The sequence below is a fragment of the Streptomyces cylindrosporus genome (assembly GCF_022698165.1).
Taxonomy (GTDB): domain Bacteria; phylum Actinomycetota; class Actinomycetes; order Streptomycetales; family Streptomycetaceae; genus Streptomyces; species Streptomyces cylindrosporus.
Genome location: NZ_JALDAY010000006.1, coordinates 13903 through 38326, shown reverse-complemented (window position 1 = coordinate 38326; position 24424 = coordinate 13903). Strand labels below are relative to the sequence as shown.

Annotated in this window: 22 protein-coding genes and 2 pseudogenes; 6 read left to right on the top strand and 18 right to left on the bottom strand. The window is 70.1% G+C overall.

Annotation, left to right across the window (positions count from 1 at the left end):
* Window positions 1-28 precede the first annotated feature (28 nt).
* Entirely contained in the window at window positions 29-343 is a 315-nt protein-coding gene (locus MQP27_RS19900; RefSeq protein WP_242766588.1) for a trypco2 family protein, read from the bottom strand.
* Window positions 344-639: 296 nt separating this feature from the next.
* Between MQP27_RS19900 and MQP27_RS19895 the strand changes: the two are divergent.
* The 3 genes and pseudogenes from MQP27_RS19895 to MQP27_RS19885 all read left to right on the top strand — a co-directional run.
* Window positions 640-1186: pseudogene (locus tag MQP27_RS19895) on the top strand (transposase); the annotation flags it as partial.
* Window positions 1187-1439: 253 nt separating this feature from the next.
* Window positions 1440-2807: a hypothetical protein gene (locus MQP27_RS19890; RefSeq protein ID WP_242766587.1), complete on the top strand. Its 1368-nt coding sequence runs from the start codon at window positions 1440-1442 to the stop codon at window positions 2805-2807.
* A 28-nt stretch (window positions 2808-2835) separates the two neighbouring features.
* Window positions 2836-3100 (top strand): annotated as a pseudogene (locus MQP27_RS19885) (transposase); the annotation flags it as partial.
* A gap of 135 nt (window positions 3101-3235) precedes the next feature.
* On the opposite strand, the gene MQP27_RS19880 reads toward MQP27_RS19885, so the two are convergent.
* Together MQP27_RS19880 and MQP27_RS19875 are read right to left on the bottom strand one after the other, a co-directional pair.
* Window positions 3236-6670 carry a LysM peptidoglycan-binding domain-containing protein gene (locus MQP27_RS19880; protein ID WP_242766586.1) on the bottom strand — a complete coding sequence of 1145 codons (3435 nt, stop codon included), beginning with the start codon at window positions 6668-6670 and terminating at the stop codon, window positions 3236-3238.
* Window positions 6670-7116 carry a pilus assembly protein TadG-related protein gene (locus MQP27_RS19875; RefSeq protein WP_242766584.1) on the bottom strand — a complete coding sequence of 149 codons (447 nt, stop codon included), beginning with the start codon at window positions 7114-7116 and terminating at the stop codon, window positions 6670-6672. Before MQP27_RS19875 ends, MQP27_RS19880 begins: the two co-directional genes overlap by 1 nt.
* A 182-nt stretch (window positions 7117-7298) precedes the next feature.
* On the opposite strand from MQP27_RS19875, the gene MQP27_RS19870 reads away from it, so the two are divergent.
* The 3 genes from MQP27_RS19870 (at window position 7299) to MQP27_RS19860 (ending at window position 10442) form a co-directional block, all read left to right on the top strand.
* Window positions 7299-8381 carry a tyrosine-type recombinase/integrase gene (locus tag MQP27_RS19870; protein ID WP_242766583.1) on the top strand — a complete coding sequence of 361 codons (1083 nt, stop codon included), beginning with the start codon at window positions 7299-7301 and terminating at the stop codon, window positions 8379-8381.
* Window positions 8382-8385: 4 nt separating this feature from the next.
* Window positions 8386-8700, top strand: a complete 315-nt coding sequence (locus MQP27_RS19865) for a helix-turn-helix domain-containing protein (RefSeq protein ID WP_242766582.1) — start codon at window positions 8386-8388, stop codon at window positions 8698-8700.
* A gap of 545 nt (window positions 8701-9245) precedes the next feature.
* Window positions 9246-10442, top strand: a complete 1197-nt coding sequence (locus tag MQP27_RS19860; RefSeq protein WP_242766580.1) for a site-specific integrase — start codon at window positions 9246-9248, stop codon at window positions 10440-10442.
* A 10-nt stretch (window positions 10443-10452) separates the two neighbouring features.
* On the opposite strand, the gene MQP27_RS19855 is transcribed toward MQP27_RS19860, so the two are convergent.
* The 15 genes from MQP27_RS19855 to MQP27_RS19790 all read right to left on the bottom strand — a co-directional run bounded on the left by MQP27_RS19855 (window position 10453) and on the right by MQP27_RS19790 (window position 24398).
* Window positions 10453-10974, bottom strand: a complete 522-nt coding sequence (locus MQP27_RS19855; RefSeq protein ID WP_242766579.1) for a TadE/TadG family type IV pilus assembly protein — start codon at window positions 10972-10974, stop codon at window positions 10453-10455.
* On the bottom strand, window positions 10971-11396 hold the full coding sequence (locus tag MQP27_RS19850) for a TadE/TadG family type IV pilus assembly protein (protein ID WP_242766577.1): 426 nt from the start codon (window positions 11394-11396) through the stop codon (window positions 10971-10973). The genes MQP27_RS19855 and MQP27_RS19850 overlap by 4 nt, the downstream gene beginning before the upstream one ends.
* The gene (locus MQP27_RS19845; protein WP_242767134.1) at window positions 11396-11575 is read right to left on the bottom strand and encodes a hypothetical protein; all 180 of its coding nucleotides are present in this window, start codon (window positions 11573-11575) and stop codon (window positions 11396-11398) included. The genes MQP27_RS19850 and MQP27_RS19845 overlap by 1 nt, the downstream gene beginning before the upstream one ends.
* A 167-nt stretch (window positions 11576-11742) precedes the next feature.
* A complete protein-coding gene (locus MQP27_RS19840) occupies window positions 11743-12627 on the bottom strand; it encodes a type II secretion system F family protein (protein WP_242766575.1) in 885 nt (294 codons plus the stop codon).
* Complete coding sequence (locus MQP27_RS19835; protein WP_242766574.1) at window positions 12624-13577, bottom strand: type II secretion system F family protein; 954 nt, start codon at window positions 13575-13577, stop codon at window positions 12624-12626. Before MQP27_RS19835 ends, MQP27_RS19840 begins: the two co-directional genes overlap by 4 nt.
* Entirely contained in the window at window positions 13574-15061 is a 1488-nt protein-coding gene (locus MQP27_RS19830; protein ID WP_242766573.1) for a TadA family conjugal transfer-associated ATPase, read from the bottom strand. Before MQP27_RS19830 ends, MQP27_RS19835 begins: the two co-directional genes overlap by 4 nt.
* Window positions 15051-15878, bottom strand: a complete 828-nt coding sequence (locus MQP27_RS19825; RefSeq protein WP_242766571.1) for a CpaE/TadZ family protein — start codon at window positions 15876-15878, stop codon at window positions 15051-15053. Before MQP27_RS19825 ends, MQP27_RS19830 begins: the two co-directional genes overlap by 11 nt.
* Window positions 15878-16501 (bottom strand): SAF domain-containing protein, encoded by a 624-nt coding sequence (locus MQP27_RS19820; RefSeq protein ID WP_372511277.1) that lies wholly within the window; start codon window positions 16499-16501, stop codon window positions 15878-15880. The genes MQP27_RS19825 and MQP27_RS19820 overlap by 1 nt, the downstream gene beginning before the upstream one ends.
* 102 nt (window positions 16502-16603) lie before the next feature.
* On the bottom strand, window positions 16604-17464 hold the full coding sequence (locus MQP27_RS19815) for an ATP/GTP-binding protein (protein WP_242766569.1): 861 nt from the start codon (window positions 17462-17464) through the stop codon (window positions 16604-16606).
* 23 nt (window positions 17465-17487) lie between these two features.
* Window positions 17488-18096, bottom strand: a complete 609-nt coding sequence (locus tag MQP27_RS19810) for a hypothetical protein (protein WP_242766568.1) — start codon at window positions 18094-18096, stop codon at window positions 17488-17490.
* A 683-nt stretch (window positions 18097-18779) separates the two neighbouring features.
* The gene (locus MQP27_RS50985; protein WP_278196325.1) at window positions 18780-18902 is read right to left on the bottom strand and encodes a hypothetical protein; all 123 of its coding nucleotides are present in this window, start codon (window positions 18900-18902) and stop codon (window positions 18780-18782) included.
* Window positions 18903-19148: 246 nt separating this feature from the next.
* Entirely contained in the window at window positions 19149-20060 is a 912-nt protein-coding gene (locus MQP27_RS19805) for a replication-relaxation family protein (RefSeq protein WP_242766567.1), read from the bottom strand.
* Window positions 20051-22678: an ATP/GTP-binding protein gene (locus MQP27_RS19800; RefSeq protein WP_242766566.1), complete on the bottom strand. Its 2628-nt coding sequence runs from the start codon at window positions 22676-22678 to the stop codon at window positions 20051-20053. Before MQP27_RS19800 ends, MQP27_RS19805 begins: the two co-directional genes overlap by 10 nt.
* A complete protein-coding gene (locus MQP27_RS19795; RefSeq protein ID WP_242766565.1) occupies window positions 22654-23292 on the bottom strand; it encodes a hypothetical protein in 639 nt (212 codons plus the stop codon). Before MQP27_RS19795 ends, MQP27_RS19800 begins: the two co-directional genes overlap by 25 nt.
* On the bottom strand, window positions 23289-24398 hold the full coding sequence (locus MQP27_RS19790) for a C40 family peptidase (RefSeq protein ID WP_242766564.1): 1110 nt from the start codon (window positions 24396-24398) through the stop codon (window positions 23289-23291). Before MQP27_RS19790 ends, MQP27_RS19795 begins: the two co-directional genes overlap by 4 nt.
* Window positions 24399-24424: the final 26 nt, after the last annotated feature.

The window sequence follows — 24424 nt, the reverse complement described above, 5'->3', positions numbered from 1 at the left end:
CGAATCAGCGCCAGTCTGTGCGGGGCCATCATTTGTCATCCCAGGGCCCGGTCTCGGGATCGCTAATCTCGGGACTGGAGCCGCCGCGGGCCCGGTCCCGCACCGACAGTTTCAGCGTCAGCCGGTGGGTGCGGACGGTCGAGCGCTCACCACCCGCACCGACGGTCGCCACACCGAAACTGACCTTGCCGTCCCCCTTACCGGTCTTGCGCAACTCCAACTGCAGCTCCAGTTCGGCCTCCTCGACGACGAACGCGAATTGCTGATCCGCCCCCAGGTCCTGCGCCTGATAGAGCTCCTGCCGCAGTTCCTCGATCGCCGCAGCAAGACCGATCTTCGCCATCCGATCCCCCAACCTGCATTGTGCCTTCGTAAAGTCTGCCAAGCTTTTGGGCTTGGGCGCCGGGCTTCGGGGAACGGCAGCGGCCGGGTGTGGGTCATGCGGGTCCGCGCTGGGCAGGACAGCCCAAGGCACCTGGAACCCGTACAACGCCACATGGGCCTAAGCTTGTTATGTCCTCTGGACTCGAACGAGGCGTCGTACACCGTCACTCACCTGGGAATTCGCCGGACAGGCGGATGACCCTCGCATGATCCTGCGTTCCGCCACGGAATCAGAGTCATACGAAGGGCGCAGAGGTGAGTGTGCTGGACCACGATGCCCGCTGGGACGCGTTCGACTTCACGTCACACTTCCGGGAGGACTTCCACGAGTGTCTGACCCGGCGCGGTGACATCCTGTTCGAGCTGTGCGGAGCGATGCTCTGCGAGAACGGGCCGGTCACCTCGCCGGTCGACCTGACACTGCTGGCCGAGCACCGCCGCGGGCAAGGCGCGCTCTACGACGCGCTGAACTGCGGCCACATCGGCGCCGCCGGACCGCGTCATGCGACGGCCGGTGCCTTCGCTTAACGAGTACGCCCTGGCCTATCCCCAGGGCGGGCGGCCGCCGAAGTACGGCAAGGAACTCCGCTTCGCCAAGCCGGACACCTGGGGCGAGCCGGACGCGGAAACGGTGCAGGTCACCGACCGGTACGGCACCGCCCAGGCGATGTCCTTCAACCGCATCCACGCTCGGCTCACGACCCGCTCCGCCTGGATCGGCCGCACCGGCGAACTCCCTGTCCTCGAAGGCACGCTGATCCGCCTCCAGACCGACCGTCTCCCCTGCCGGCAGGACCCGCTCGATCGGCCAGGGTGTCGACGAGGTCTGCCCCTACATCGATCAGCCGCTCGTCTCGTTCGGCGGCCGCCGTGTAGCGGAGGTGGTAGGCGGTGGTGACGTCCGTCTCGGTGAGCCATTCCGTCTTGCTGCTGCCATTCCGGGATGGTTGGGGTAACCGGCGATCGTCGGCTATGTTGCGCCGTGACCGCGGCCCAGGCTTCTCGGAGGCGGATATCTGATCCCGCCCGGCGGTCATGAATGGGAGAATCGTCCCATGCCGGATCTCTTGCCTGAAGACGACTCGGACGCCGGGACCTCCGCTCTCGACACCAACGTCATTCCGCTCGGTGAGCGCGCCCTACGGGGCGTTTTGGGACACGTAGTCGCTGTCGGCGACGAGGCCGAGACGACCTACCTCGAGGTCAAGAGCCCACTCGACATGAACAGCAAGGCGACGGCGGCCAAGATCGCAAAGTTCCTCCTGGGCGCAGCGAACCGGCGTCCGGGGGAGGCGGCCCGACACTTCCACGGCTACGCGGTCCTGGTCATCGGCGCACAGAAGAACAGTGCTCCCGGAGTACTGCGCGGAACCGAGGCGCACGAGCTCGAGGACCGGCTCCGCCCCTACCTCGGGCCCCAGTTCCCGGCCTTCGAGTTCGGCAGGATCGGCATCGACTCCGACCACGAGGTCCTGTTCGTCATCGCCCAACCGCCGGAGGATGGCCAGACGATCTTCCCGTGTCACAAGAGCTTTCAGGGTGACGACCGCCGCGACAGCCTCGAGGACGGCGCGATCTACGTTCGAGGCACCAGCAACACGCGGCCCGCACGCTCAGGAGAGGTCCTCGCCCTCGTCGAGCGGGTCCGCCGAGGCGGGAGGCCACCGATTGACCTTGAGGTGCAATTGCTTGGCCCGATTTGCAGGGTCGACCGCGTGGACGAGGTTTTGGAGAGCCTGCGCCGCTACGAAGAAGAGCAGTTCCGCAAGCAGCCGACACCGGCTGAAGACACTCTCGTCTCGACGCCGTTCGTATTGCCGTCGAGCGTCTTCGGCAACCCGAAGCCACTGTCGACGGAGGACCGGGAGCAGGTGCTCGCCGCATGGCAGAGCAAGAAGGCCGAGCACATCGCCAAGGGTCGGGAGCACCTCCTAGGCGTCGGGCTGCCGGGTGCTGGCGTCCAGGTGGTCAGTCGCGATCGTTTCGTGTCCAAGCCGCACCTGATTCTGACGTTCCATAACTGTGAGGTGCTGGATTACCTCGACCTGGACGACGCAGACTTCGAGAAGGCCGTCGAACCAGTGCTGGGGCCGCACGAGCCGTTCCTGCCGAGCCTCGACCACTCCACTATCCGACCCCTCCCGCGGGGCTATCCCGTGACCTGGAGTACCCGCGGCGAGGACGCCGTAGTTGTACTCACTCCGGAGTCGTTCCGTCCGAACGTACTTTGGACGAGCGACCAAGACGACTACATTATCATTGCAAAGGATCCTCATGCCAGTTCGGTGGAGGTCTCGTGGGAACTTACCGAGGACGGCAACGACGCGCTGACCGGTGGTGAGCTCCGGGTGCCCACCGAGCCCCTCGTAGACGCGGCGGACCTGTTCAAGTCGGTCTTCCTCAGCACGCACGAAGACCTCTGATAATGATCTTGCGGCGGGTCGTGGTGACCTGACTGATGTGGCGTGGGTACGCCTTGCGCCCCTGCTGCCAGGTGTTGATGGTCGTAGGCGGCCGTGGCGTGATCATCAGTGGGTGAGCAACGGGGTGTTAGCGGACAGGTACTCCGTTGCTGCGTGAACTGCCGACACGCTATGGGCCGTGGTGGACGGGCTACAAGTGGTTCGCCCGCTGGGAGGCGAACGGAACCTGGGCCCGTCCGCTCGAACAGGCACAGGTCCGGGACGACTCCGTCGGGGCTGTGGCGTGGACCGTCCGCGGCATTCTGGCCGAGTGGCGTGAGCGTCCTCCTGCCTCCAGCGCGGCCGCCATCGATGAACTCCTTGCGTCCGCGGCCGCGCCATGGCCGCCGGCCGGTAGCCGGCGGTCTGCGCGTCGGCGCGCCGGGCGGCTATAAGGTCTTGCGCACCGCCGTGCCCGGGGTGTTGAGGAGGCTGTTGATGAGCTGTTCGGTCTCCGCTTCCAGGGAGCAGTCGAGTGCCTGGTTGACGTGCTGGATGCGGGCGATGGCGGTGTGCAGCCCGTGTCGGTTGCCGGCCGCGTGTTCGATCCGCAGCCAGTCCCGGTAGAGGAGTTCTGCCGTTTCGTCGATGTCGAGGCCGGTGGTGACGGCGTGGCGGGCGGCGTTGAGGTCGTGGTGGGGGCCTTCCGGTGTGCGGTGGGTGGCCACGGTGTGGGCGACGTCGATGATCCGGGTGATCATTTCCTGTTGGAGGGGTTCGGCCCAGGGCAGTGGTTTGCCCCCGAAGGGCCGGCCGCGCACCAGGGAGAGTGCCTTTTCCAGGTCGGTCAGGCCGGTCGGGCCCAGCGGAAGGGCGTGCTCGGCGAGGTGGAGGAAGCGCGTCCAGTCGCAGCGCACGCCGGGCGCGAGCCGGTAGGGGTCTTCGCCTGTCTTGCGGCGTGGCACGTAGAGGCTGCCGCAGGAGTCGCTGCCCAGGCAGCTGCGCAGGCCCTGCATCCGTGCGTTTAGGGTGCTGGGCGACCAGGGGTGGACGGGGTCCATGGCGGAACACAGGACATCCGCGCTGCGCCCGGGCCGGAAGTACAGCAGGGCGGCGAGTTGCGCCATGCGCGGGCCGTGGCCGGTGTGGGCCACGCCGTCCACCTCGACCGGGCCCAGTACCCGGATTTCCGGGGCGTGCAGGTCATGCGTTGCGCCTCCGTCCGCCTGGGGCACCGGTCTTTTTTCGGGGGCCTGTTCGGCTTGGGCGTCCTGGTCTGGCGTGCCCTCGGTGGCAGGCGCCGAGGGCGCGTCGGTGCCCGGCTCGGGCTCGTCTTCGGCTGCAGGCGGTGGCGTGGTGGCGGGCGGGAGGCGCAGTGCGGACGGATCGGTGGTGGCGGCGAGCAGGGCGGGGAAGACCTCGCCGACCCCGTCCGCGCCTGATGCCGGGGAGGCGGTCGTGCCCGTGCCGGGCGCGGGCACGACCGCCTCCCCGGGTGCGGGCTCGTGCCGGATGTCGGGTTCGTCGGGGACGTGTTGCCAGGGCCCTTCGGCCGGGTGGGCCGGCTGCCCGGAGACCTTGAGCGCGGTGGTGATCTGCTGGTAGGCGGCGTGTTCCAGGCGCTGCAGGCGGATGTCGGTTGCGGCGGCGTCGAGGGGCTGCGGGTCGCTGACCGAGGCGTTGAGGATCTGCGCCTGCGGGAAGTGTGCGGCTGCCGTGCCGGCCGGCGCGATGAGGGTGACGGGCACTGCCCGGGCCTTGTCGATGAGGTCGGCGAGCTGCCAGGCGGTATCCTCGTCCAGGGCCGCCGCACACAGCAGCAGGTAGGGCTGATGCTGGCTTTCGGGCATCTGGTGCGCCTCCAGGAGGCGTTCGCTGAGATCCCGCAGCGCGTGCGCGGGCTGGCGCAGGTGCGCGATCCGCGCGGTGGGCAGCAGCTGCGGCAGGTCCTCGCCGAACCCGACGGTCACGACCTCGACGTCGGCCGCCCACGGACTCATCCCGAGTTCCAGAGCGAGCGAGGTGCATACCTCGGTGATGTGGACGGGGTTGCCGTCCAGCAGCAGCGCGGGTAGGGCTGCGAGGTTTGGCAGCAGCAGGTCGCCCGCCTCGGTGTGGCCGATCGTGACCAGCCCCGGATACGGTGCCGGTACCTCGCGGGCGGCCTCGTCGTCCAGGAGGGTGGCGTCGGCGGGCAGGACCCACCAGCCGCCCGGCCCGGGGGTGAACGGCGCCACCGGATCCTGGGCCGGGTCCTCGGGTAGCACCTGCAGCGCACGGCTTGCGATCCGGGCGGCCCGCAGCGGCGGCAGCACCGCGTCCTCCTGCTGGGCCACGTGGTGAGCCAAGGTCCGCAGCGCCACATCCAGTCGGGCCGCACCATCGGGTTCCGCGGCCGCCGCCAACTGGGCCTCCGCCGGGGAGGTTTCCGACGCGATGGCGATCGTCTCTCCCGGCTTACGGCGACGACGCTGCAGCGTCCTGCGCAGCGCGAGCGCGCCGGTGATGGCGGCGGCCAGCAGCGCGCCGGCGCCCAGGACGATGCGCAGGTTCAACGGACCGTCGGATGGCGCCGACGCCGGCGTCTGGGATGCCCTGGCAGCGGGGGAGGAGGCAGCGGAGCCAGACGACTGTGGCGCCGACGCAGAGGGGGAGGCAGCAGAGGGCGAAGCGCTGGCGCTGGGCTCGGGAGTCGCGGACGCTCCCGTGGACGAAGAGGACTGACCCTGCCCAGGCTGCTCGGCAGGACGATGGGACGGTGAACTGGGAGGCGACGAGGCGGGTGCCGGCGTGGTGGTCTGACGGGGCGCGTCCCCCGTGCCGTCGCCCGGAGTCTGCTCGCCGCCGGGATTCTGCGTGGCCGGGGGAGCGGTCTCCTTACCACCCGACTCCTCGCCCTGGCCGCGCTCTTGCGGCGACTGGTCGGGCCGGGCGCCGGGCACGGTGACCTGCTGGCCCGCGAAAATCATGTCCGGGTCGGTGATCTTGGGCAGGCCGTGCGGCTGCGGCCGGCCCTTGCTGGCCTCGAACAACTCGGGCCACTCGTCACCGTCGCCGAGCTCCTCCTTGGCGATCTTCGACAGGTAGTCGCCCGGATGGACCGTGACGACGTGCTCACCCTTCTCGTCGGCCGCCGGGGCACGGGCATCCAACTGCGTACGGACGCCCGCTGCAGACGCGGCGCCCTCGGGCATCTGAAGCTGCCAGCCAGGCTGCAGAAAGCTGTTCGCGCGGAACACTGTCCCGTCGGCCATGGTCCGGCCCTCGTTCAGTTCGGCGATCTCCCGCCACCGCTCGCCGTCCCCCAGCTCCTGCTCGGCGATGCCCCACAAACTCTGTGCGGGACGTGTCTCGCGCACCGTGTACGTGGTGGTGCCCGACGCGCGTGTGCTTGCCGCGGCGGTCGGAGCCTGCCGGGTCTCGGTGGCCTGCCGGGCCTGAGCCTGGCCGGGGACGTGAGCGGCCGATGTGGCGGGCGCGGCCTGGGCGTCGGAGGCGAGGGCCGAACTGGTGGGCAGCAGGACCAGGATGGATCCGATCAGCAGGGCCGCGGCGCGCTGGGCGGCGCCCATCCCGCGTGGGGCGTGCCAGGTGCGGCCCCGCACTTGTGCGATCAGCTCGCCAACGGCGCAGAACGTGAACTGGGCCCACCCGATCCATCCCACGGCGACGAGCAGCAGCAGGAACACGCTGCCGGTGTCCTGCCTATCCAGCAGGTGCAGGGCGTCGTCGTGGGTGGCAGCCCAGATGACGGGGGTGGCCCAGGCCAGCAGCAGTGGCAGCCCGGCGACCGCGACGACCAGGACCAGCAGGCTGAAGCCTGCCGTGACGACTCGCGCCAGAGTGCGGCCCGCGGTCGCGGTGGGGGAGGGGGTGGTGCGCATCAAGGTCCTTCGGGAGCGGTGACGCCGTGCAGGAGGGTGGCTTTGCCATGGCCGGTCACCGGCAGCGAGCCGATCCCGGCCACCGAGAGGAACTTCGTGGCGTAGGTGTCGGTGACCGTGACGGTGAGGGTCGTGCCGTTGCCGGACACGCTGACCGAGCCGGTGGCGCCGGCGGAGCTGAGGTAGGCCTGCGCGGCGGCGATCGCCGCCTGCGGATCGACGTCGATGGCGGTGCCGTTGATGGCGTCGGCGGGGTCGATGGCCTGCCTGCCGGCCCGGGCGGCCTCGCCGGCGAGGTAGTCGGCCCGTTCGGTGGCGCGCATCGTGCTGCCGCCGTCCACGGCGAGGCCGATGATGCCGATCAGCGCGACGACACACACCGCGACGAACACGGTGACGCCTCCCCGGTCGTCGCACGGTCTCCGCAGAATCCGGCGCAAGATCATCAGTCGCCTCTTGTCCGAAGGGCGTTGGGTTCGGCGGAGGATGAACCCTGCTGGTAGGCGGTGTCAGCTGGTCGTCCCAAGTTCACCCGAACGGGACAGGATTCCGATAAAGCTCCGGGATTCCTGAGCGTTGCGCAGTAATCAGGCATGGAATGCGTCTCCGTTGAACCGAGGCAGGCGCCATGACGTTGACAGTCGTCCGGTCTTTGTCCGATGTGCGAGCTCCTTCGTCGATCGAGGAGCTGGCAGATCTTGAGCAGGAGCTGATCGATCAGTTCCTGCTGGCCGGTGTCGGGGCGGGCTTGGGGGACAAGTCGCTGGCGGCGGACCGGTCGGCGCTGTTCGAGTTCATCCGCTTCACCGGCCGTCCGGTATGGACGGCGGAAGAGTGTGACGCGGACCGTTTCCTGGCGTATTTGCGCCGAGAGCGTCAGCAGGCTCGGTCGACGGTGTACGGCAAGGCCAACTGCATCGCCCGGTTCTACGACTTCCTCATCGCCCGATACCAGGGCGAGATCCACGCCCGCACGGGCTACGTGCTGTCGCAGCCGATCGACGAGTTCAACAAGCCCACCCATGCCGAATACGGCGTCGGCCGCGTGCCTCCTTCCGAGCAGGAAGTGATCGCGCTCTTCGACGCCTGGCGTCACCAGCTGCCGAGCGCCCGCAAGTATCTGTCCGCCGCCCGCAACTACATGGCCGCCTCGCTGTGGCGGCGGGCCGGCCTTCGCATCAACGAGACCGTGATGCTCGACATCCGGGACTGGCGGCCCGACCTCGGCGAGTTCGGCAAGCTCCATATCCGCCACGGCAAGGGCAGTCAGGGCCGGGGGCCCAAGGCCCGCCTGGTGCCCGGCATCGACCAGGTGGACGCACTGATGGACTGGTGGCTGGCCGAGGTCCGTCCGCAGTTCGGCCCGGACTACGCCGATCCGGACGCCCCCATGTTCCCCAGCGAACGCCGGGCCTGCGACGGGCAGCGCGCCCGCGTGGGAGCAAATGCCCTGCGCACCGCGCTGGCACACGAGGTCGAGCGGTGGCTGCCGGACTGGGCGGGCCGACTGACTCCACACGGGCTGCGGCACTTTTGCGCGTCCTCGCTCTACGGCCGGGGTTTGGACCTGAAGGCGATCCAGGACCTGCTGGGTCACGAATGGCTGTCCACCACCACCCGTTACATCCATGTCTGCGATGAACACATCGAACTCGCCTGGACCAGTGCCAATGCCCGCGTGGCCGCGCGCCTGGGCCAGGAGATCGGATGAGCTGATGCGCTGGAACCTGCGGATGAAAGCGGCCGAGCGGGGCATCTGGAAGTCCACCGAGATGCGCCGCCGGCTGGCCGATGCCGGATTGGAGATCAGCGCGGGGAAGATGTCCGCGCTGTGGACGGGCACTCCGACCACGATCCGCCTCGACGACCTGGACGTGATCTGCGCGGTACTCGCCTGCGAGCCCACCGAGTTGCTCATCCGCGAACCGGAGAAGGTGGCCGCGCGCAAGCCCGCGCCAGCCGAGACCGCGGCGGTCAGCGCGACCGTGGCACCGCGGTGGGGCCAGCACCGAACGGTGCCACCCGCATGAGTACGGGCCACAAGACGATGTGCAGTGTCTGCGGCCGCCGGCCGATCGCCATGGCGCGCGTCGCCTACTGCTTCACCTGCTGGCCCGGTGGGCCAGTCACCACGCCCCCGTGCCTTCGCTGCGGATCCCGCACGCTCTACTACGCCTCTGGGCTGTGTGCCCGCTGCCACCCGTCCGCGATCCCGCCTGTCGAGTCCTGCCGCAACTGCCTGGCCTGGGGTGCCACCCGCAATCTGACCTGGCTGTGCAGGGGATGCGCCTCGTGGTGTCGCAAGTACACCCTCGGCGGCGCCTGCCGCGTCTGCGGACACGATGCAGTTCTTGACCTGGACCGTGTGTGCCGGCTGTGCCGCAAGCAGGCGGCTCTGGTCCGCGGCGCTCGCGCGCAGGCGACCTTGGAAGAGACCAACCGTGACGGACAACAGCTCTTCATCGCGGACCTGTTCTCCGGCCATGGGGCACCCATCCCGATACGCTCGCCTGTCCCGTCGGTGCCACCGAAACCGCTGCCGCCGGTCAGCTACCGACAGCCGACACTGTTCGACATGACCCGCACCCTGCGACACCGCGGCATGCGCGGGCTCGCGGGGCGAGCTGATCCTCAACTGGCGGCCTGGGTTGAACAGTTCACCAAACAGCGCGCGGCCCGCCATGGCTGGAACCGTGATCTGATCTGGTGTGTCCGCACCGGCGTCAACATCATGCTCGGCTTCCAGGACACCCCGGGCGTTGCCATCGCCGCCACCGATGTCAGTGTGCTGTCGGAGGTCGATCTGCCGATCGCGCACGTCCTGGAGGTCCTCGACGACGCGAGGCTGCTGGACGACGACCGGACCCCCGCCGTCACCGCCTGGGTCCAGCGCAGTCTCAGCGGGCTCCCCGAGTCGATGACCAGCGAGGTGTGGGCCTGGTTCCGCATCATGCGGGAGGGCAGCAGCACTACCCCGCGGCGCCGGCCCCGCACGGAGATCACCATCAGGCTCCACCTCGGCTGGGCCCTGCCCGCGCTGCGGCAGTGGGCCGAAGACGGCAAGGATTCGCTGCGCGAGATCAGTTCCGCAGATGTCCGCGCGGTGCTGCCCCAAGACGGCATCACGCGGGCCCAGATGGGCCAAGGACTCCGCTCGATCTTCCGCCTCCTCAAGGCCAGCCGACTGCTGTTCACCAATCCCATCGCCCAGATCAAGACCGGTTTCCCCGATCCGAAGGTCCCGCTGCCCTTGAACGTCGAGGACATCCGCGAGGCCCTCGACTCCCCAGACCCCGCACGCGCCCTGCTGACCTCGCTGTTCGCCTTTCACGGCCTCAGCTCGATCCGGGTGCAGCACCTCCTGCTCACCGACATCCACGACGGCCGCCTCGAACTGGCCGGCCGATCCGTTCCCCTCGCCGCCCCCGTCCGCCGGCGTCTCGCCAACTACCTCGACCACCGCAACAGGCACTGGCCGAAGACGGCCAACCCGCACCTGTTCGTCCACTTCCGCACAGTCAACGGAACCGGGCATGTCGGCTACCGCTGGATCTACCTCCTGCTGGGACCGAACATCAACGCCCGATCCCTCCGAGAAGACCGATTCCTCGATGAGGCACTCGCCACGAACGGGGACGCCCGACGCCTGAGCGACCTGTTCGGCCTCAGCACCCAAGCGGCTCAGCGCTACACCGAGGCTCTCGATCATCCTGGCTTCCGCAGCGACCTGCCCGCCAACGAGCACCATCCGTCGCCGAGTTCGGGAACCTGAGTGCCATACCCTAGGCATCACTACCCCCACCGCTCGAGTTCCCGCCCGAGGACCATTCGGAATTCGTGAACCCGAGAGCTTTCTGCCTGAACTGGTCCACCACCGACGTCGCCGTCGACGTGAGTGTCTTGGCCCCCGGCACGCCCGGCAGCAGCAGGTCGGAGAGGTTGACCGTGCAGGTCACGGTGGCGGTGACGGTGCCGACCTGGCCTACCGGCACGCGCAGGCCGCCGGTGTTGACGTGGACGCTGGTGGACGCGCACGTGATGCCCTGGTCGTGGAGGGACTGGGCGGCCGCCGCCTGCGCGGCGCTCTGGGCGGCTGCGGCCGTGCGGTGGATGGATGCCTCCCGGGCCGCGTCCTCGGCCGCAGAGTCGATCTTCGAGCCGGAGGTGACGATCCGCCCGCCGGCGATCGCCAGACACAGGAACATGATCAGCGCGGGGAGGACGATCGCCGCTTCGATCGCGGCGCTGCCCTTGTCACTGCGCCATCTGCGTGCCCAACGGGCGGTGGATCGCACGTGGTTCACTCCCCGGGGACGGTCCAGCGCTCCTGTGTTCCGGAGGCTGACTGTGTGATCTGCAGGCCCGGCACGCCGGGGATCATCGACAGGGCGGTGCCGGACACCCGCACCTGCACCCGCTGGCCGTCGCTGCTGGCGGCGGCGCTGTAGCCGCGCAGGCTGTCCCCCGCGGTGCGCTGCAGCACGCTGCGGGCCTGGGCGGCGCCGTCGGCGGGGCTCGCCTGGTAGGCGCGGGCCGCACTGGCGCCTTCGCGGGCCGCGGTCAGGGCGATCTGCCGGGCGTAGTACCACATGGAGGCCTGGATGACGGCGATCGTGGCGAGCAGCACGAACGGGAAGACGATCGCCATCTGGATGCCGGTGTCGCCGCGGTCGTCGCGCCACCGTCGCCCCTGCCACCACTGCGCGAGCCGCTCGGGAGGCTTCATCACAGCCCGTTGAGCTGGCCGTTGTACTTGGCGATCACGACCGCGATGGTGCCGGCGATGGCCAGGGCCCCGGCGACGGCGGCCACCCAGATGATGACGGTGGTGATGCTGATGTCGCCGCGGTCCGGCTGGCGGGCGGCCTCCTTAAGGCCGTCCTGCACGCGGGTGGTCAGGTGCAGGAGCGCACGGTGCGCGCGTTCCCGGCTGTGTAAGCCTCGACGGCCTGGCCCCGGGCCCGTGGCCGTGGTGGGCTTGTGCGTGGCGCGGAGCACAGCACGGCGGGTGCGGGCTGCGGTGTGCTTCATGGTCCTTTGCCTCTCTGGAGGGTGAACGGGTCGGGTGGTCTTCAGACGGTGAGCATGCGGATCACGGCGGGGAAGGCCATCAGCAGCATCACCAGGACGGCCAACAAGGCCCCGGGTGCGGTCATCTTTTCGCTGGCCGCGTTCGCCTCGGCGGCCTGGCCGGCGAGCAGTTCGGCATTCAGCGCGGCGGTGCGGGCGCGGAGGGCCTTGTAGACGGCGGCGCCGTCGGTGGCCGAGCCGCGCATGATGTCGGCGACGTCGTCCAGGACCGGCAGGTCGTATGCGTCGGCGAGTTCGCTGAGCGCCTGGTACGGGGGGATCTTCTCCAGCCGGGCCCGGCGCAGCGCGCCCTGCAGATACCGGAAGGGCCAGCCTTCGCCGACGGCGGCGGCCTTCTCCAGCGCTTCGGCGGGGCCGGCGTCGGCGGCCCGCTTGAGGGCGACCAGGTCGAGGTAGGCGGACAGGGCGTGCGCGAACTCCTCCCGCGCCCGCTTGGCCTGGTCCCGCACCGCGAGGTCGGGGGTGATGAACAGCAGGCCGGCGACGACGAGTCCGACACCGGCGGGCACGTAGAACGGCAGACCCACCCCGGCGATGATCCACGGAATCGCCGCGATCACCGGGCAGAGCAGCCCCAGCCCGGCGAGCGCGACCTTTTTCAGCATGAACGCCCCCGGCCCCTGGCCGAGCAGGGCCAGGTTCGTGGCCGGGACCCGTACGCCCGGCAGCCGCTCGAGGCGGGCCAGCAGCCACCGGCCCCACACCTCCTCGCGGCCCAGGTCCGGCTCGGGCAGGGTCAAGGTGGCCGGGGCGCTGCGCTTGAGGGCCGGTGCCAACGCGGGCTGCGGCTGCAGGAGCTCGCGGATCAGCAGGGCCGCACCGGCGCCGACCGTGCCGCCGCTCAGCACCACGGGGAGCACGTTCACGAGATCGCTCCTTCCGGCTCCCGGCCGGCGGCCGCCGGCCGCCCGTCCGGTTCAGGTGCGGGCAGCCGGACGGTGCTGGCCGGGTCGGTGACCAGGAAACGCGGGATGCGCCGGAAGCTGCCGAGCTGGCGCATCAGGGCGAGCACGCCGACGAACCCGGCCGTCAGGAAGGCGAGCACGAGCTGGCCCAGCAGGGTGGAGTACGGCGTGGTGTAGGACGGCACGAAGAACCCGGCCACCACGACGCCGACCGTGATGATGGTCATCCACCGCACGGTCGTCCTGGGCTTGGCCCGGTCCGCCTCGACGGCGCGCTTCTTGGCGACCTCCTCGCGGACGGTGGCCGCCAGATCCTCCAAGGCCTGCGCCAGACCCGGTCCGCGGTCATTGACCGACAGGATGAGCGCCGCGGTCACCTTGTCCGCGGTGACATCGTCGAGCTCCTCGGCGAACGCGCGCAGCGCCCCGTCCGGCCGCCAGCCCAGGCGCAGCCGGTCGGACAGATTGACGATCTGCCCGGCGAGTTCGTCCGGTGCCCCCTGACGGCTGGTGATCATCGCCTGCTCCAGGCCCATGCCCAGCCGCAGCAGGCCGGCCAGCCGCTGCGTCCACTCGGACAGCGCCTCCAACTGCCCGATGCGCTCCTGCGCCATCTGTGCCGGGGTGATCAGCCAGGGAACCCCGATGACAGCCGCGCCTAGCAGCGCACCGCCGACGAAGTTCCCCGAGACCAGCCACACGCCCGCGAACACCACCACGGCCGCCACGGCAAGGGTCCGCCGCCGCAGCCGGACGTCCTCGCCCTGCTCTTTCCCACAACGCCAGGCCGCCTGCCAGCGCCGGTGCAGCGGGGCTGGGCGCGGCGCCGTGGTGCCCACGACACCGGCCACGACACCGATCAGCCCACCGATTACGGCCATCCCGCACAGCAGCCCGAACAACAACGTCATCGGCCCACCCCCACCATCAAAGGCAGTGGCGCCGGCCAGGCCCCGTAGGGCTGCTGCAGCAGACCGGAGTCGAAGCCGACGCGGCGCAGGTCGTCGATGCACGTCGGGTCCATCCGCGGCACCGCCCGCAGCTCCCCCCACGCGTGGCCGGGGGAGAAGATCTCGTTGGTGGCGGGCCGGCCCATCTCGCCGATCCCGGTCAACTCCAGCACGTGGGAGACGTAGCGGTGGCGGCGGCCGCCGATCTGCGTCTCGTCCGTCATGTCGACGTAGACGATGAAGTCCAGGCCGTTGGCGGTCTGCCGGTAGGCGAGCTGCTCGGACAGGTTGCCCTGAGCGAGCGCGTACAGCTCGGCGATCCGGTCGAAGACGATGTCGGGGCGCCGCGCGTGGATGGTGCACAAGTTGCCGCCGGAGCCGTTCGTCAACGCCTGCATCATGGCGACGACTTCGGGGCCGCGGACCTCGCCGACCACGATCCGCTCCAGCGACATCCGCAACGCCGGATGCATCAGATCCAGCAGCGTGACCTCGCCCGCGCCGCGCCCGGTGGCGTCCTTCTCCCCATTGGACTCCCGCCCGACCAGGGAGACCACCTGGCGGTGGTAGCCGTTTTGGTGGGCGAAGAGTTCGTCCTCGGTCTGGATGGTGGCAAACCGCGTCTCGGGGGCGAACTCCTTGAGCATCGCCCGCAGCAGCGTCGTCTTCCCCGCCTTCTGCTTGCCCGCGATCATCATGTTCTTCTCGGCGCGCACGCAGGCGCCGAGGAACGCGCGCAGGATCGGGTCGATCGTGCCCAGCCGCACGAGGTCGTCGAGCGTCGCGTGGGAGACCCGGTGGCGGCGGATGACCGCATACGTCATCGGCCCCAGCCCCGTGATGGCCTGCAGACGGGAGCCGTCGGGCAGGGCCAGGGCGAGGGTGGGGTTCGCGGTGGAGATAGTCCGCTCGCTGTGCCCGGAACCGCGCGCCAACTCCCGCAGCAGCTCCAGCAGTTCCTCTTCCGAGTCCGCGATCGGGCCCACCCGGCGGCGCTCGCCGTCCCCATAGTCCAGCCACACCTCGCCCGGGCCCTGGATGATGATGTCCTCGACCCGCTCGTCGTCCAGATAGGGCTGCAGCCGGCCGGCCCGGAACAGCAGGTCGTACACCGCACGCCGCAGCGCCTCGTCCTCCTGCGGTGTCATCGCCTGGGCATCCGACCACAGCGCGACGGCCTCGGCGATCCAATTCAGGCAGCGCTGCTCCTCGCTGGCCCGGTCCATGCCGGGCTTGGCCTTCAGCAGCTCCTCGCGCTGCTTGGCCACCTGCGAGGCAATGTCGCGGGCCACCAGGTAGTCAACGGTGACCTGGGGCACCGACGTGCCGAGCACCTGAGGACGCGCGGCAGTACCGGCAGACGCCGGCGCGCCGTTGTACCAAGGCGTCCACCCCTGGGGCGCCGGGGCCACCGTGGGGTCGGGGTGCAGAGGCTTAGCGTGCACGGGTCACCTCCGTGCCTGCCGGGCGCGCGACGCGCGGATCGAGCCGGGCCCGGCGCATGGCCGCCCGCTGAAGGATCAGCGTGCTGCTCGTGCGGGCGGCCTTCATCAGCGCCGACCTGGTGAAGCGACGGGGCTGCTCGGCGCCGTCGGACAACACACGGGCGTCCTCGGGCGCGTACGGCAAGGTGGCGATCACCGGGACCTGCAGCACGCGCTGCACCTCGCCCGCAGGATAGGGACCCTCGTTGATCATCAGCACGCTGACGTCCCCGACACGTTCCTCCAGCGCACGCACCCGGCCCTCGGCCGCCTGCAGACAGCGCAGGGTGTTACGGACCACCACGAAGGCGGCGTCGGCCTGCTCGGCCAGCACCCCGGAGGGCCCGAACGCTCCCCGGCGGCCGAGGTCGATCAGAACGTCGTGACCGCTCTCGGCCTCGATACCGCGGAACATCTGCGCCAGCATCTTCCACACCTGAGTCAGGCTGGCCGCCTGCGCGGGGTCGGTGACGCCGGGCAGCAGCAGCCGGTCACGCGCAGAGTCGTGCTGGCCGTTTCCGCTGCTCACATCGATCAGCTGCCGCCAGAACGCGTCGCTGAACTCCCCTTTGCGGGCGGCCACACTGAGGTTGCGCAGCCCGTACCGGTCGCCGAGCGTTCCCTGCAGCAGACCGTGCAGCACGGCCCCGCCGTCCGGGTCACACTCGGCCAGGATCATCCGCCGGCCCGCCTCCAGCGGCCACGACAGCAGCAGGGCCAAAGCGCTCGTGGTCACACCGGGCGCGCCGCTGCACCCGGCGAGCGCGATCACCGCCATCAGCTGCCGTCCGCAGCAGCGAGGACCAGGCGCAGGGTGCCGGCCGCCTCCCACGCGGCGGCCGTGGGACCGTCGGCGGCCGAGGTAGCGATGTCGACGACCACGATCCCGGTGCCGGGGGCGGCACTGGACGCCTTCACCACCCGGCCGTCGATGGTCTGCGGCACGGCGTCGGAGGTCTTGCCCGTGTCGGTGTCGGTGGCGCCCTGGGCCGGGACGTGCACCAACTCCACCCGCTGCCCGGGCACCAGGGCGGTCGCCGGGATCTGCTTGGGCTCCAAGCCGATCGGCACCAGTTGCTCACCGGCCTGCACCAGGTTGTCCTTGGTGACCTGCGAGGGGGCGAGCATGGAGCCGGGCTTGAGTTCCACAGCGGCCCGCTTACCCACCACCGACGTCAGCTGGTCGGCCCGCACCGCCTTGACGGCCGGATCCAGGGCGACGGACGCCCGGCCCAGGTCGTTCTCGGTGAGGACCTGGCCGACCTGGACGTCGCGGACCACGGTCACCACGTCCGTGCGGTGGCCTACCTGCAGCACTAGGACGGCAACTCCGGCGCCTCCGGCGGCGATCAAAGCCAGCGACAGGGCGATCACCCCGGGGCGTCGACGGCGGGCCGACACACGCGGTGGTGCCACCGGCCCGGTCACATGGCCCTGCTGGGGGACTCCGTGCGCGGCTGCGTCTACTTGAGTCCTACTCAACTCTCTGTCCTTCCGGCGGTGTTACCTGACGACCTGTAATTCGCCGATCGCGAGTTGCATCTGCGACTGTCTGACCTCGGTGAACTGCCCCGCTTCCCCGCCGCCGTTGACTTGCCAGTCCACCGTCCAGGTGGCTTTGGCGGTCACCGCGTACTTGCCCCCGGACTGCGAGGCAGAGGTGCGGGTGTAGGTGTGACCGCAGGTCGGAGACTGCTGCTTGCCGTACGAGGCCGTGTACACCGTTCCTGGGCCGTTGCAGGTCACCGTGCTGCCGTCACCCATCTGCCAGTCGATCTTGGAGACCTTGGCGGTAGCCGTGACGGTCACTCCGGCCAGCGACGCTGAAGCTGAGTTGGGACCGTAGGTGGTGGGACTCTCGTTGACCCACATCCACATGGGCATGCCGACGACGTACCGGCCTGTGGCGCGCGGGCTGGCGACGTCCGGGCCGGTCAGCAGCATCTTGTCGACGGCCTCCCGGGCTAGTTGTTCCGGATCGACGTTGACGGCGGGTGCCGTCGCCGCCCAGAACACCTGTGGGACCGTCTGCGCGCCGGCGGCCGCGCCGAGGGCGTCGCTGAGACACACACGAACGTAGATCGCACCGTCGCCTGGCGTGTGCCCGTCCCAGACCGGATCGCTCGTCGGCGGCTGCGGGGAGAGCTTCTCCACCGAGCACGTCTGCGGTGTCGGCTTGCGGGTGTTCGTGCCGGAGCTGGGGTCGGTGGAACTGCCGCCTTGTTCTTGGGTTCCGCCTGGTGTGGCCGGCTCCTGTCGGCAGACCGTCACGAACTTGCTCGTGCCCTCACAGTCGCCCCCGATGACCGGGTCATCATCGGCGGTCGCGGGCCCGGCGACGGCGCTGACCGCGGCGATGGACATGAGCGCAGTGAGCGGCCAGCGTCTTAACATGTGCGGTCCCCGTCCGGCGTCAGCTTGGTGATCATCCACTGGTTTCCCCACTTCTCTGCCTTGGCGGTGGTGATGTAGCGCAAGGGCTGATTTGAGGGGAACGGTTGCACCTGGCCCGACTTCCTCTTCACGGTCTTCCAGTTCGAAATGTCGAGACAGTCCTCCACGGTGGCCGCGGGGGAATCGCCCGAAAGAGTGATGGCGGTGACCTCTGCCTGGTGTGTGGGAGCGCCCGTCGTCGCGGTGCCGGCCTTCTGCATGACCAGCACGTCGCCCATCACGCCACCAAGCGCGTCTTTCGTGGCGTACTTCTTGAGGGCGGTGCCCTTGATGTCGCCTTGCGCGTAGGCCTTGACCTGTTCGGTCCAGAAGGCGTCGTAGGCGCTCAGAACGGCCTTCTTCTCGACCGCCTGCGGGTCGGCCGACGTTGTCCTAGCCGTCTTTGACGACGAGGAGGCCGAGGTGTCCTCCGAGGCCTTGTTGTCGCCGTCAGTGGAACTGCATGCGGCGAGGACGAGGACGGCGCTCACTAGGAGGGACGAGACCGCGAGGTTTCGGATGCGGGCAGCGGTGGGCGGTGGGCTGTGGTGTTGCTGGGTCACGTGGTCTCCCCGTACGGCGCGGTGTGGTTGACCGCTGCCCCCGGCCTTCGCCCTGCGACGACCCAGAACCGCGGCCTGCCGACTGCGGTGGTGCCTTTGCGTGACGGTGAGATTACGCATATGCCGGCCAACTTCCCAGTGTCATATTTGAGTTCACTTGCGCAACTCCGGACGTATCCGGTCACTTCTCAAGCCAGGTGTCGACATGTAGCCGCCTGTATGCGGCTGTTGGGACGGTGAATTCGGGTGGACGTCCGGTTTCTTTTCGTGGTGCGGCCCTTGAGTGCCGGCGCGAGGAGAGGAGATCTCGATGCGTCGATTGTTCTGGTGGCCGGGATCGGTGGCGTCGGGGCCGTCGGCTGTCGCTCGCGGAGTCCGCGCGGGTCGAAGGTGGCCGCCGCGCCCGCTGGGTCCTCCGCCGGCGTGCTCGGGATGGCGGGGGTGTGCTGCTTGGAGGAGGTGGGATTGGCTGTCGGTGCGGTTGTGCTCCCGGCTGCCGGGCGGACAGAGGGCGGTGTGTACTGCCGGCCAGCGGTGAGTGCTGTCGCGGTGAGGTGTCGGCCGGAGGTGGTGGCGTGCCAACTGGTCATGGGTCTCCTTCCTTTCAGTGGTGGATCCAGGGCCGCATATGGCGGTTGAGTGCTGCGGTTGGCAGGGGCGGGCAGGGGGCGGATGCGTGTTCATCACTGCTGAACGGGCGGCCATACAGTGATCACGTCGCCGTCGAGGGTGACGCGCCGGCCGGGGAAGTGGCCGCGCACGGCGTTGAGGTCGGTGAGATCGAAGTCGCTGCTTCCGCGGACCACGCATGCGTCCCCGATGTAGGAGACGTCCTGCGTCCGGCTGGGCCATCCGCCATCGATGGCTCGTTGTGAAGTGCAAATCTGATTAGGGGGGCGCGACATGTGGAGTCCTCCAACCTCATTGTCCGGCAAGGGAGTGCAAGGCGGCGTCGAGGTGTGCAGTAGTAAACTATTGGTTCACGTAAGCAAATTCAAGGGGTTTGGGGTGTCGTTGCAGGGCTGCGACATTCGGCCCCGTCGAGCGGGGTGTCACAGCTCGGTCCAGGGACGGGGCTTGCCGCCGGCCAGCGGCACCCACACGTCAGAAGTGGGCCCGTACTCGTCGAGGTCCTCCAGGACGGCCGCTCCCAAAGGGACCTCACGGGCCAGATCAGCGACGAGCGGATGATGGGCGGCCATGGCCTGGAGGTCGCTGATCCGGTTGTCCATCGTCCGACGTGAAGCACCGGTCAGCACGAACAGGATGCGGGGGAACACCGGGTACCAGCGCAGCCAGCCGGGCCTGGCCGCCTGCCGGCGTCGGCTGACGGGCTGCGGCTCGTACGTCCACAACCGCGCGTACTCGATCAGCTTGGCCGCGAGGCGTTCGCTGCTCATGGTGGCGCGGTCGACCTCGATGAACGCCCGGAGCTTGCGCCGCTGTTGGCCGTCGATGAGCGTGTAGTGCATGAGTGCGTCGGCCACGACCCGCTCTCCGTCACCGATCGAATGGAACATCTCCGGCGTCCAGTCCAGGTGACCGTGTCCGTCGCCGCGGCGGCGGGCATCCGCGACGAACGTCAGGTGGGTGCGCAGGACGGTGAGGGTGTGCGGGGTCTTGAGCGAGGCGGCGGTGGCCGAGGTGATCGGATACGGCGGACGGCCCCGCAGCGCGGGCCAGTCCCGGGTGAGGCGTGCGCCCTTGGGCGTGAGGTACCAGACCCGGGTGCGATGCGACTGCGGCAGCACGACGAAGTCGACCAGGCGCTCGTCGAGGAGATCGTTCAGCCGTTGGGAGACCGACTGGCGGGAGCGGTCGGGCCGCAGCAGGACATGCAGCTGGTGGGTGGAGGCCATGCGGTGCTGGGCGAGCGTGGCCAGCAGCTGATGTTTGAGGGGCTCGACGGGGCTGGGCGTGAAGCCCGCCGTACGGCTGGTGGGCTGGGCGGTGGTCAGGTCCATTCGTTGTCCTCTTTCGACAGGCGGACAGCGCCGGCGGGGGCGTGCGCGGCGAGGAAGGCGGTGACCCGGCCGAGCTGCTGGGCGGCGCGGTGGGTGAGCTGGCCCAGCGGGAGCGCCTGGGCGTTTGCCTCCGCGGCTCGCTGCAGTGCCCGGGTCTGCTGCGGCCGGGCTTGGGCGGCGAAGACGGCGTCGAGATGGGGTCCGCGCAGCTGGACGGGCCCGACCCGTTGGCCGCGCACGTTCACGGACACGTAGTGCTCGAAGCGTTCCATGGTGGCGACGCGGTGCGGGCTGGGGTCATCGCCCCACTCGGCGGTGATCGGTGCGATCGCGGACGTCGAGCCGGCGGTGGTGGCCAGGGTGGAGGCGTTCTGCACCAGCGACAGCCGCACCGGCGTGGGCAGGCGCGACAGCAGCTGCGTCATGCCGTGGACGTGGCACCGGTATTTCCGCAGATCCTCGAACATCGCCGCGATGGTCTCCGGGGCCGCACCCGTCAGGGTGATCAGCTCGTCGAAGTACGGGCGGAACGGCACCCGCTGGTTTTCCGGGGTGTCGCGCCGTGAGCGTGCGGCGCGCAGCAGGTCCCGGGCGAGCAGCGCGGTCAGCAGCCGGTCGGTGGGGCCGTTGCCGCCCGGGCACACCCACACGATCATCTTGGAGTCCATCGCGGCCCGGATGTTGTAGACGCCGACCGGCTGGCCGAGGAAGGCGCGGGTGACCGGGTGGGCGGCCAGCCGGGCGATCGGGTTGAGGACGACGGCGAACGCGTCCGGCGTAAGCGTCGGGAACACCGACTGCCACCAGGCGCGGGTCTCCTCATCCAGAGCGTCCGCCACCGCGGCGAGCGCTGCCGTGCGCAAGCCGGCATCGGTGAGCAGGGCCCGGACGTGGAAGATCGTGGCCTGGTCCTCGGGCCGGCCGGCCCGGCAGGCCGCCTCGTTCACCGCGACCAGGACGGTCAGCGCGGCGGTGAGGATGGTCAGCGCCCGCGGGGCACTTGCGTCGTCCCAGGCCAGTGCGGAGGCGTAGGCGTCGGCGATCGCCTCGACGACTTCGTGCCCCGCCTGCCCCTGATGCATCCCGAGCGGATTCCACGAACTCACCTGCGGGTTGGGGCCGAGGCCGCCCAGGTCGATCAGGGCGATCCGCGGCATCAGGTGGTCGTGCGCCAAAAACGGCAGGGCGCGCGGCCACGAGTCGCGGTGCGGGTCGACGAAGACCAGCCCCCCGCCCGCGTGGGCCCAGCCGATCGCCTGCGCCAGGGCCCGTTCCGTCTTGCCGCCGCCCGCCTTGCCGACCCCGACCTCGAACAGGGTCTCCTCGGCGTAGGTAGCGACCAGCCGCTCCCGGCCGTCCGGACCCCGGTAGATGCCCTGCAGCAGCAGCTGCGGATCACCGAACTCGAACGTCGGCAGGTCCCCGGCGAGCACCGGCAGACGGCAGTTGACGGTGGGCGGCTTGAGCAGGCCCGTCAGCTCTTCCAACCGCACCCAGTTCGCGCGGGGCGGCTGGCAGTGCCCCAGATTCCACCGGCGCTCGAACCCGCGCTTGGTGGGCCAGTGGTCGGCACCGACCCGCCACGGCCCCAGCCGCCAGCCGCGCATCGCCCACCGGGAGCGCCCGCCGAACACGTCGAGGGCGGCCTGGAGTTGAGCGAGCCGGGCCTGGGCGCGGCCCTCGGTGTTCGACGCGCACATCACCAGCAGCTGGACCCGCACCAGGTGGTCGTCCTCGGCGAGCTTGCCCAGCGCCTCGGCCGGCTCGACCCGGCGGGGCACCGGCGGCATCACCAGCCGCCGCCCGGAGGTGGCGCTGGGCCTGTCCGTGAGCAACTGCTGCAGCTGCCAGGTAAGGGAGTCCTCGATGCCGCTGGCGTCCTGCCGCAGCCAGCGCGCGGCCCGCTGGGCCTCCCGGCGCTCCGACCGCCGCGCGGCCCCCATCAGCTGCAGGCGGCGCGCCCGCAGCGCCCACTTCGGCGCGCGCTGGAGGTCGAGCCGTAGCTCAGCAAGGTCGCCGAGCTCGGCGCGCAGATCGGCCACGGCATCGATGAGCGGCTGGAGGGGATCGGGGGTCAGGGGCACCTCGCGCAGCGGAGAGGTGAGCTTGCCGCGCAGGATGAACTCGGCGCGCACGGTGTGCGTGCGCGGCTCGTCGGCGATCGTCCTGGCCCGTTTGACCGTGACGTCCGGCCCGAACGGCGTGATCGACAGCAGCCGTTCACCGCCGGCCGGGCCTTCGATGCGGTAGCGCAGTGGGCTGGACCCGTCGGCGCGGAGCCGGATCTGCACCGCTTTTGACCGGCGCGGCGCCCACCACGGCATGCTCGTCGACGCCCGAGCGAGCTGGACGCCCCGGCGGACGATCTCCTCCAGACCCGGGTCGAAGTGCCGTGAGGGTTCGAGTTCCAGCGCCATCCGTTCGGCCGAGGCTTTCCGCGCCAGATGGCGCACCAGCGCCTCGCCGGTGGCCCAGACCGCCACGGCGGTCAAGGCCGCCACCCACCAGTAGGTGATCACCCAGCCGACGGTGTGAACGATGCCCGAGACGAGGCCGAGCACCTGCCCGGATGAGGATGAGGATGCCTGGCTGGTCAGGTGGGGGGCTGTGGAGTCCACGCCGCTGCTCCCTTCTCGATGGTGTGGGTGAAGTGCCAGTCGGTGATGCGTAGGTCGGTGTAGGTGCCGCCGCGGTCGGTGCCGGCCCACACCAGGTGGACCACCGCCTTGTTCGGGCTGCCCTCGCGGCGGGCGATCGCGGCCTGGATGCGGAAGCGGGCGGCGGCGAACGCCGGGGCCACGGCCTGCCTCGAGTCACCGAAGACGTCCGGCCACTGCGCGCGGCCGACGCCGGTGGCGTCCGCGCGCAGCAGCGCTCGAGCGGCGGTGAGCAACTCTTGCTGGTCGGCGGCGGGAAGGTCGGCGGGCCAGGCTGCTTCCAGGTTTTGCTGGAGGGCCGGGTCACCTGCTGCGCCTTCGCCGTGGGGTGGCAGCGCGGACTCGACGGCGGCGGGTGTTGATGGCGTGGGCGTCGCAGAGACAGCCGTGCCGGCGGTCGGGGTGGGGGCGGGAGGCGCAGCCGCCACCGCTGCCGGATTCGGGGGCGCTGCCGGCGCGGTCGTCGCGGTGGGTGGCTGATGGCCGTGCGGCACGCTCAGCACGGCGACTCCTGCGGCGGCGAGGAGGATGGTGCTCAGCATGAGCAGGCGCGGCGGGCGCGGGGTGGTGGTCATAGCAGTCGTGCTGCCCCCGCGTAGCCGGGCATGGCGTTGACGGCGTCCAGGCGCACCACGGTGCCGGGGCGGGCGGCGTTGACCATCTGTCCGCTGCCCGCGTAGATCCCGACGTGGTAGATCGTGGCATCGCGTCCGGGAGCGGTGGCGTAGAAGACTAGGTCACCGGGCTTGAGGACGCCGGTGCCGAGGCGGGCGGGGATGCGCTGGCCGGCCCCGGCCTGCGCGGCGGCGACGCGCGGCAGGGTGATACCGGCGCGCGCGTAGGCGTACTGGGTCAGCCCGGAGCAGTCGAAGCCCTTGATGGCGGCGCCGCTCTTGCCGCTGGGCGAGCAGCAGAACCCGTACGACGGACCCTGGGCGTTGCCCCCGCCCCACGAGTACGGCACACCGCGTTGGGAGAGCGCGGCGTCGATGACGGTGCGGACCTTGCCGGTGACGTTCGTCAGGTCCGGGTCTGTGGCGGCCGCCGTGTACTGGTCGATCCAGCCCAGCACATCGGCGACGTACTCCTCGGAGTGGTTGTACTGCCAGATCGCGGCCTTCAGCTGCGCACGCTTGGTCAGGTCACGTCCGTTGCCGCACAGGTAGATCGCGGCGCCGAGCGCGGCGTCGTCGGCGTTGTGCGGGTCGGCGACCTTGTCGCCGTTGCCGTCCTGGCCGATCGACTCCCAGGTGGAGGGCAGGAACTGGAACGGACCGACCGCACGCTCCCCCTGAGAGGTGCCGTCCCACTTGCCGCCGTCGGTGTCCGGGACGACGGTGGTGTTGCCGCCCTGGCCGGAGCCGTTGAGGAGCACCCCGTAGATCTTCGGGGTGATGTCTCCGTTGTCGGCGATGCTCCTGCCCACCGCGTGGTTGGACTCGACCTTCGCGATCCCGGCGAGGATCGGCCAGCGCATGCCCCGGCAGGTCGGCACGTACGTGCCGACCTGCTGGACGGCTTTCTTGTAGGCGGTCAGCATCCGCGGCGGGATGTCCGCGGCGCTGCCGCCGGCGGCGATCCCGCCGTCGTCCTGGGCGCCGGTCTTCAGCGCGACGTACGCGCTGATCGCGTTCCCTACCGGCGCGGCACAGCACACGGCGGCAAACATCAGCAGCGCCACCACACACCCCCACCGCCGGACGCGGC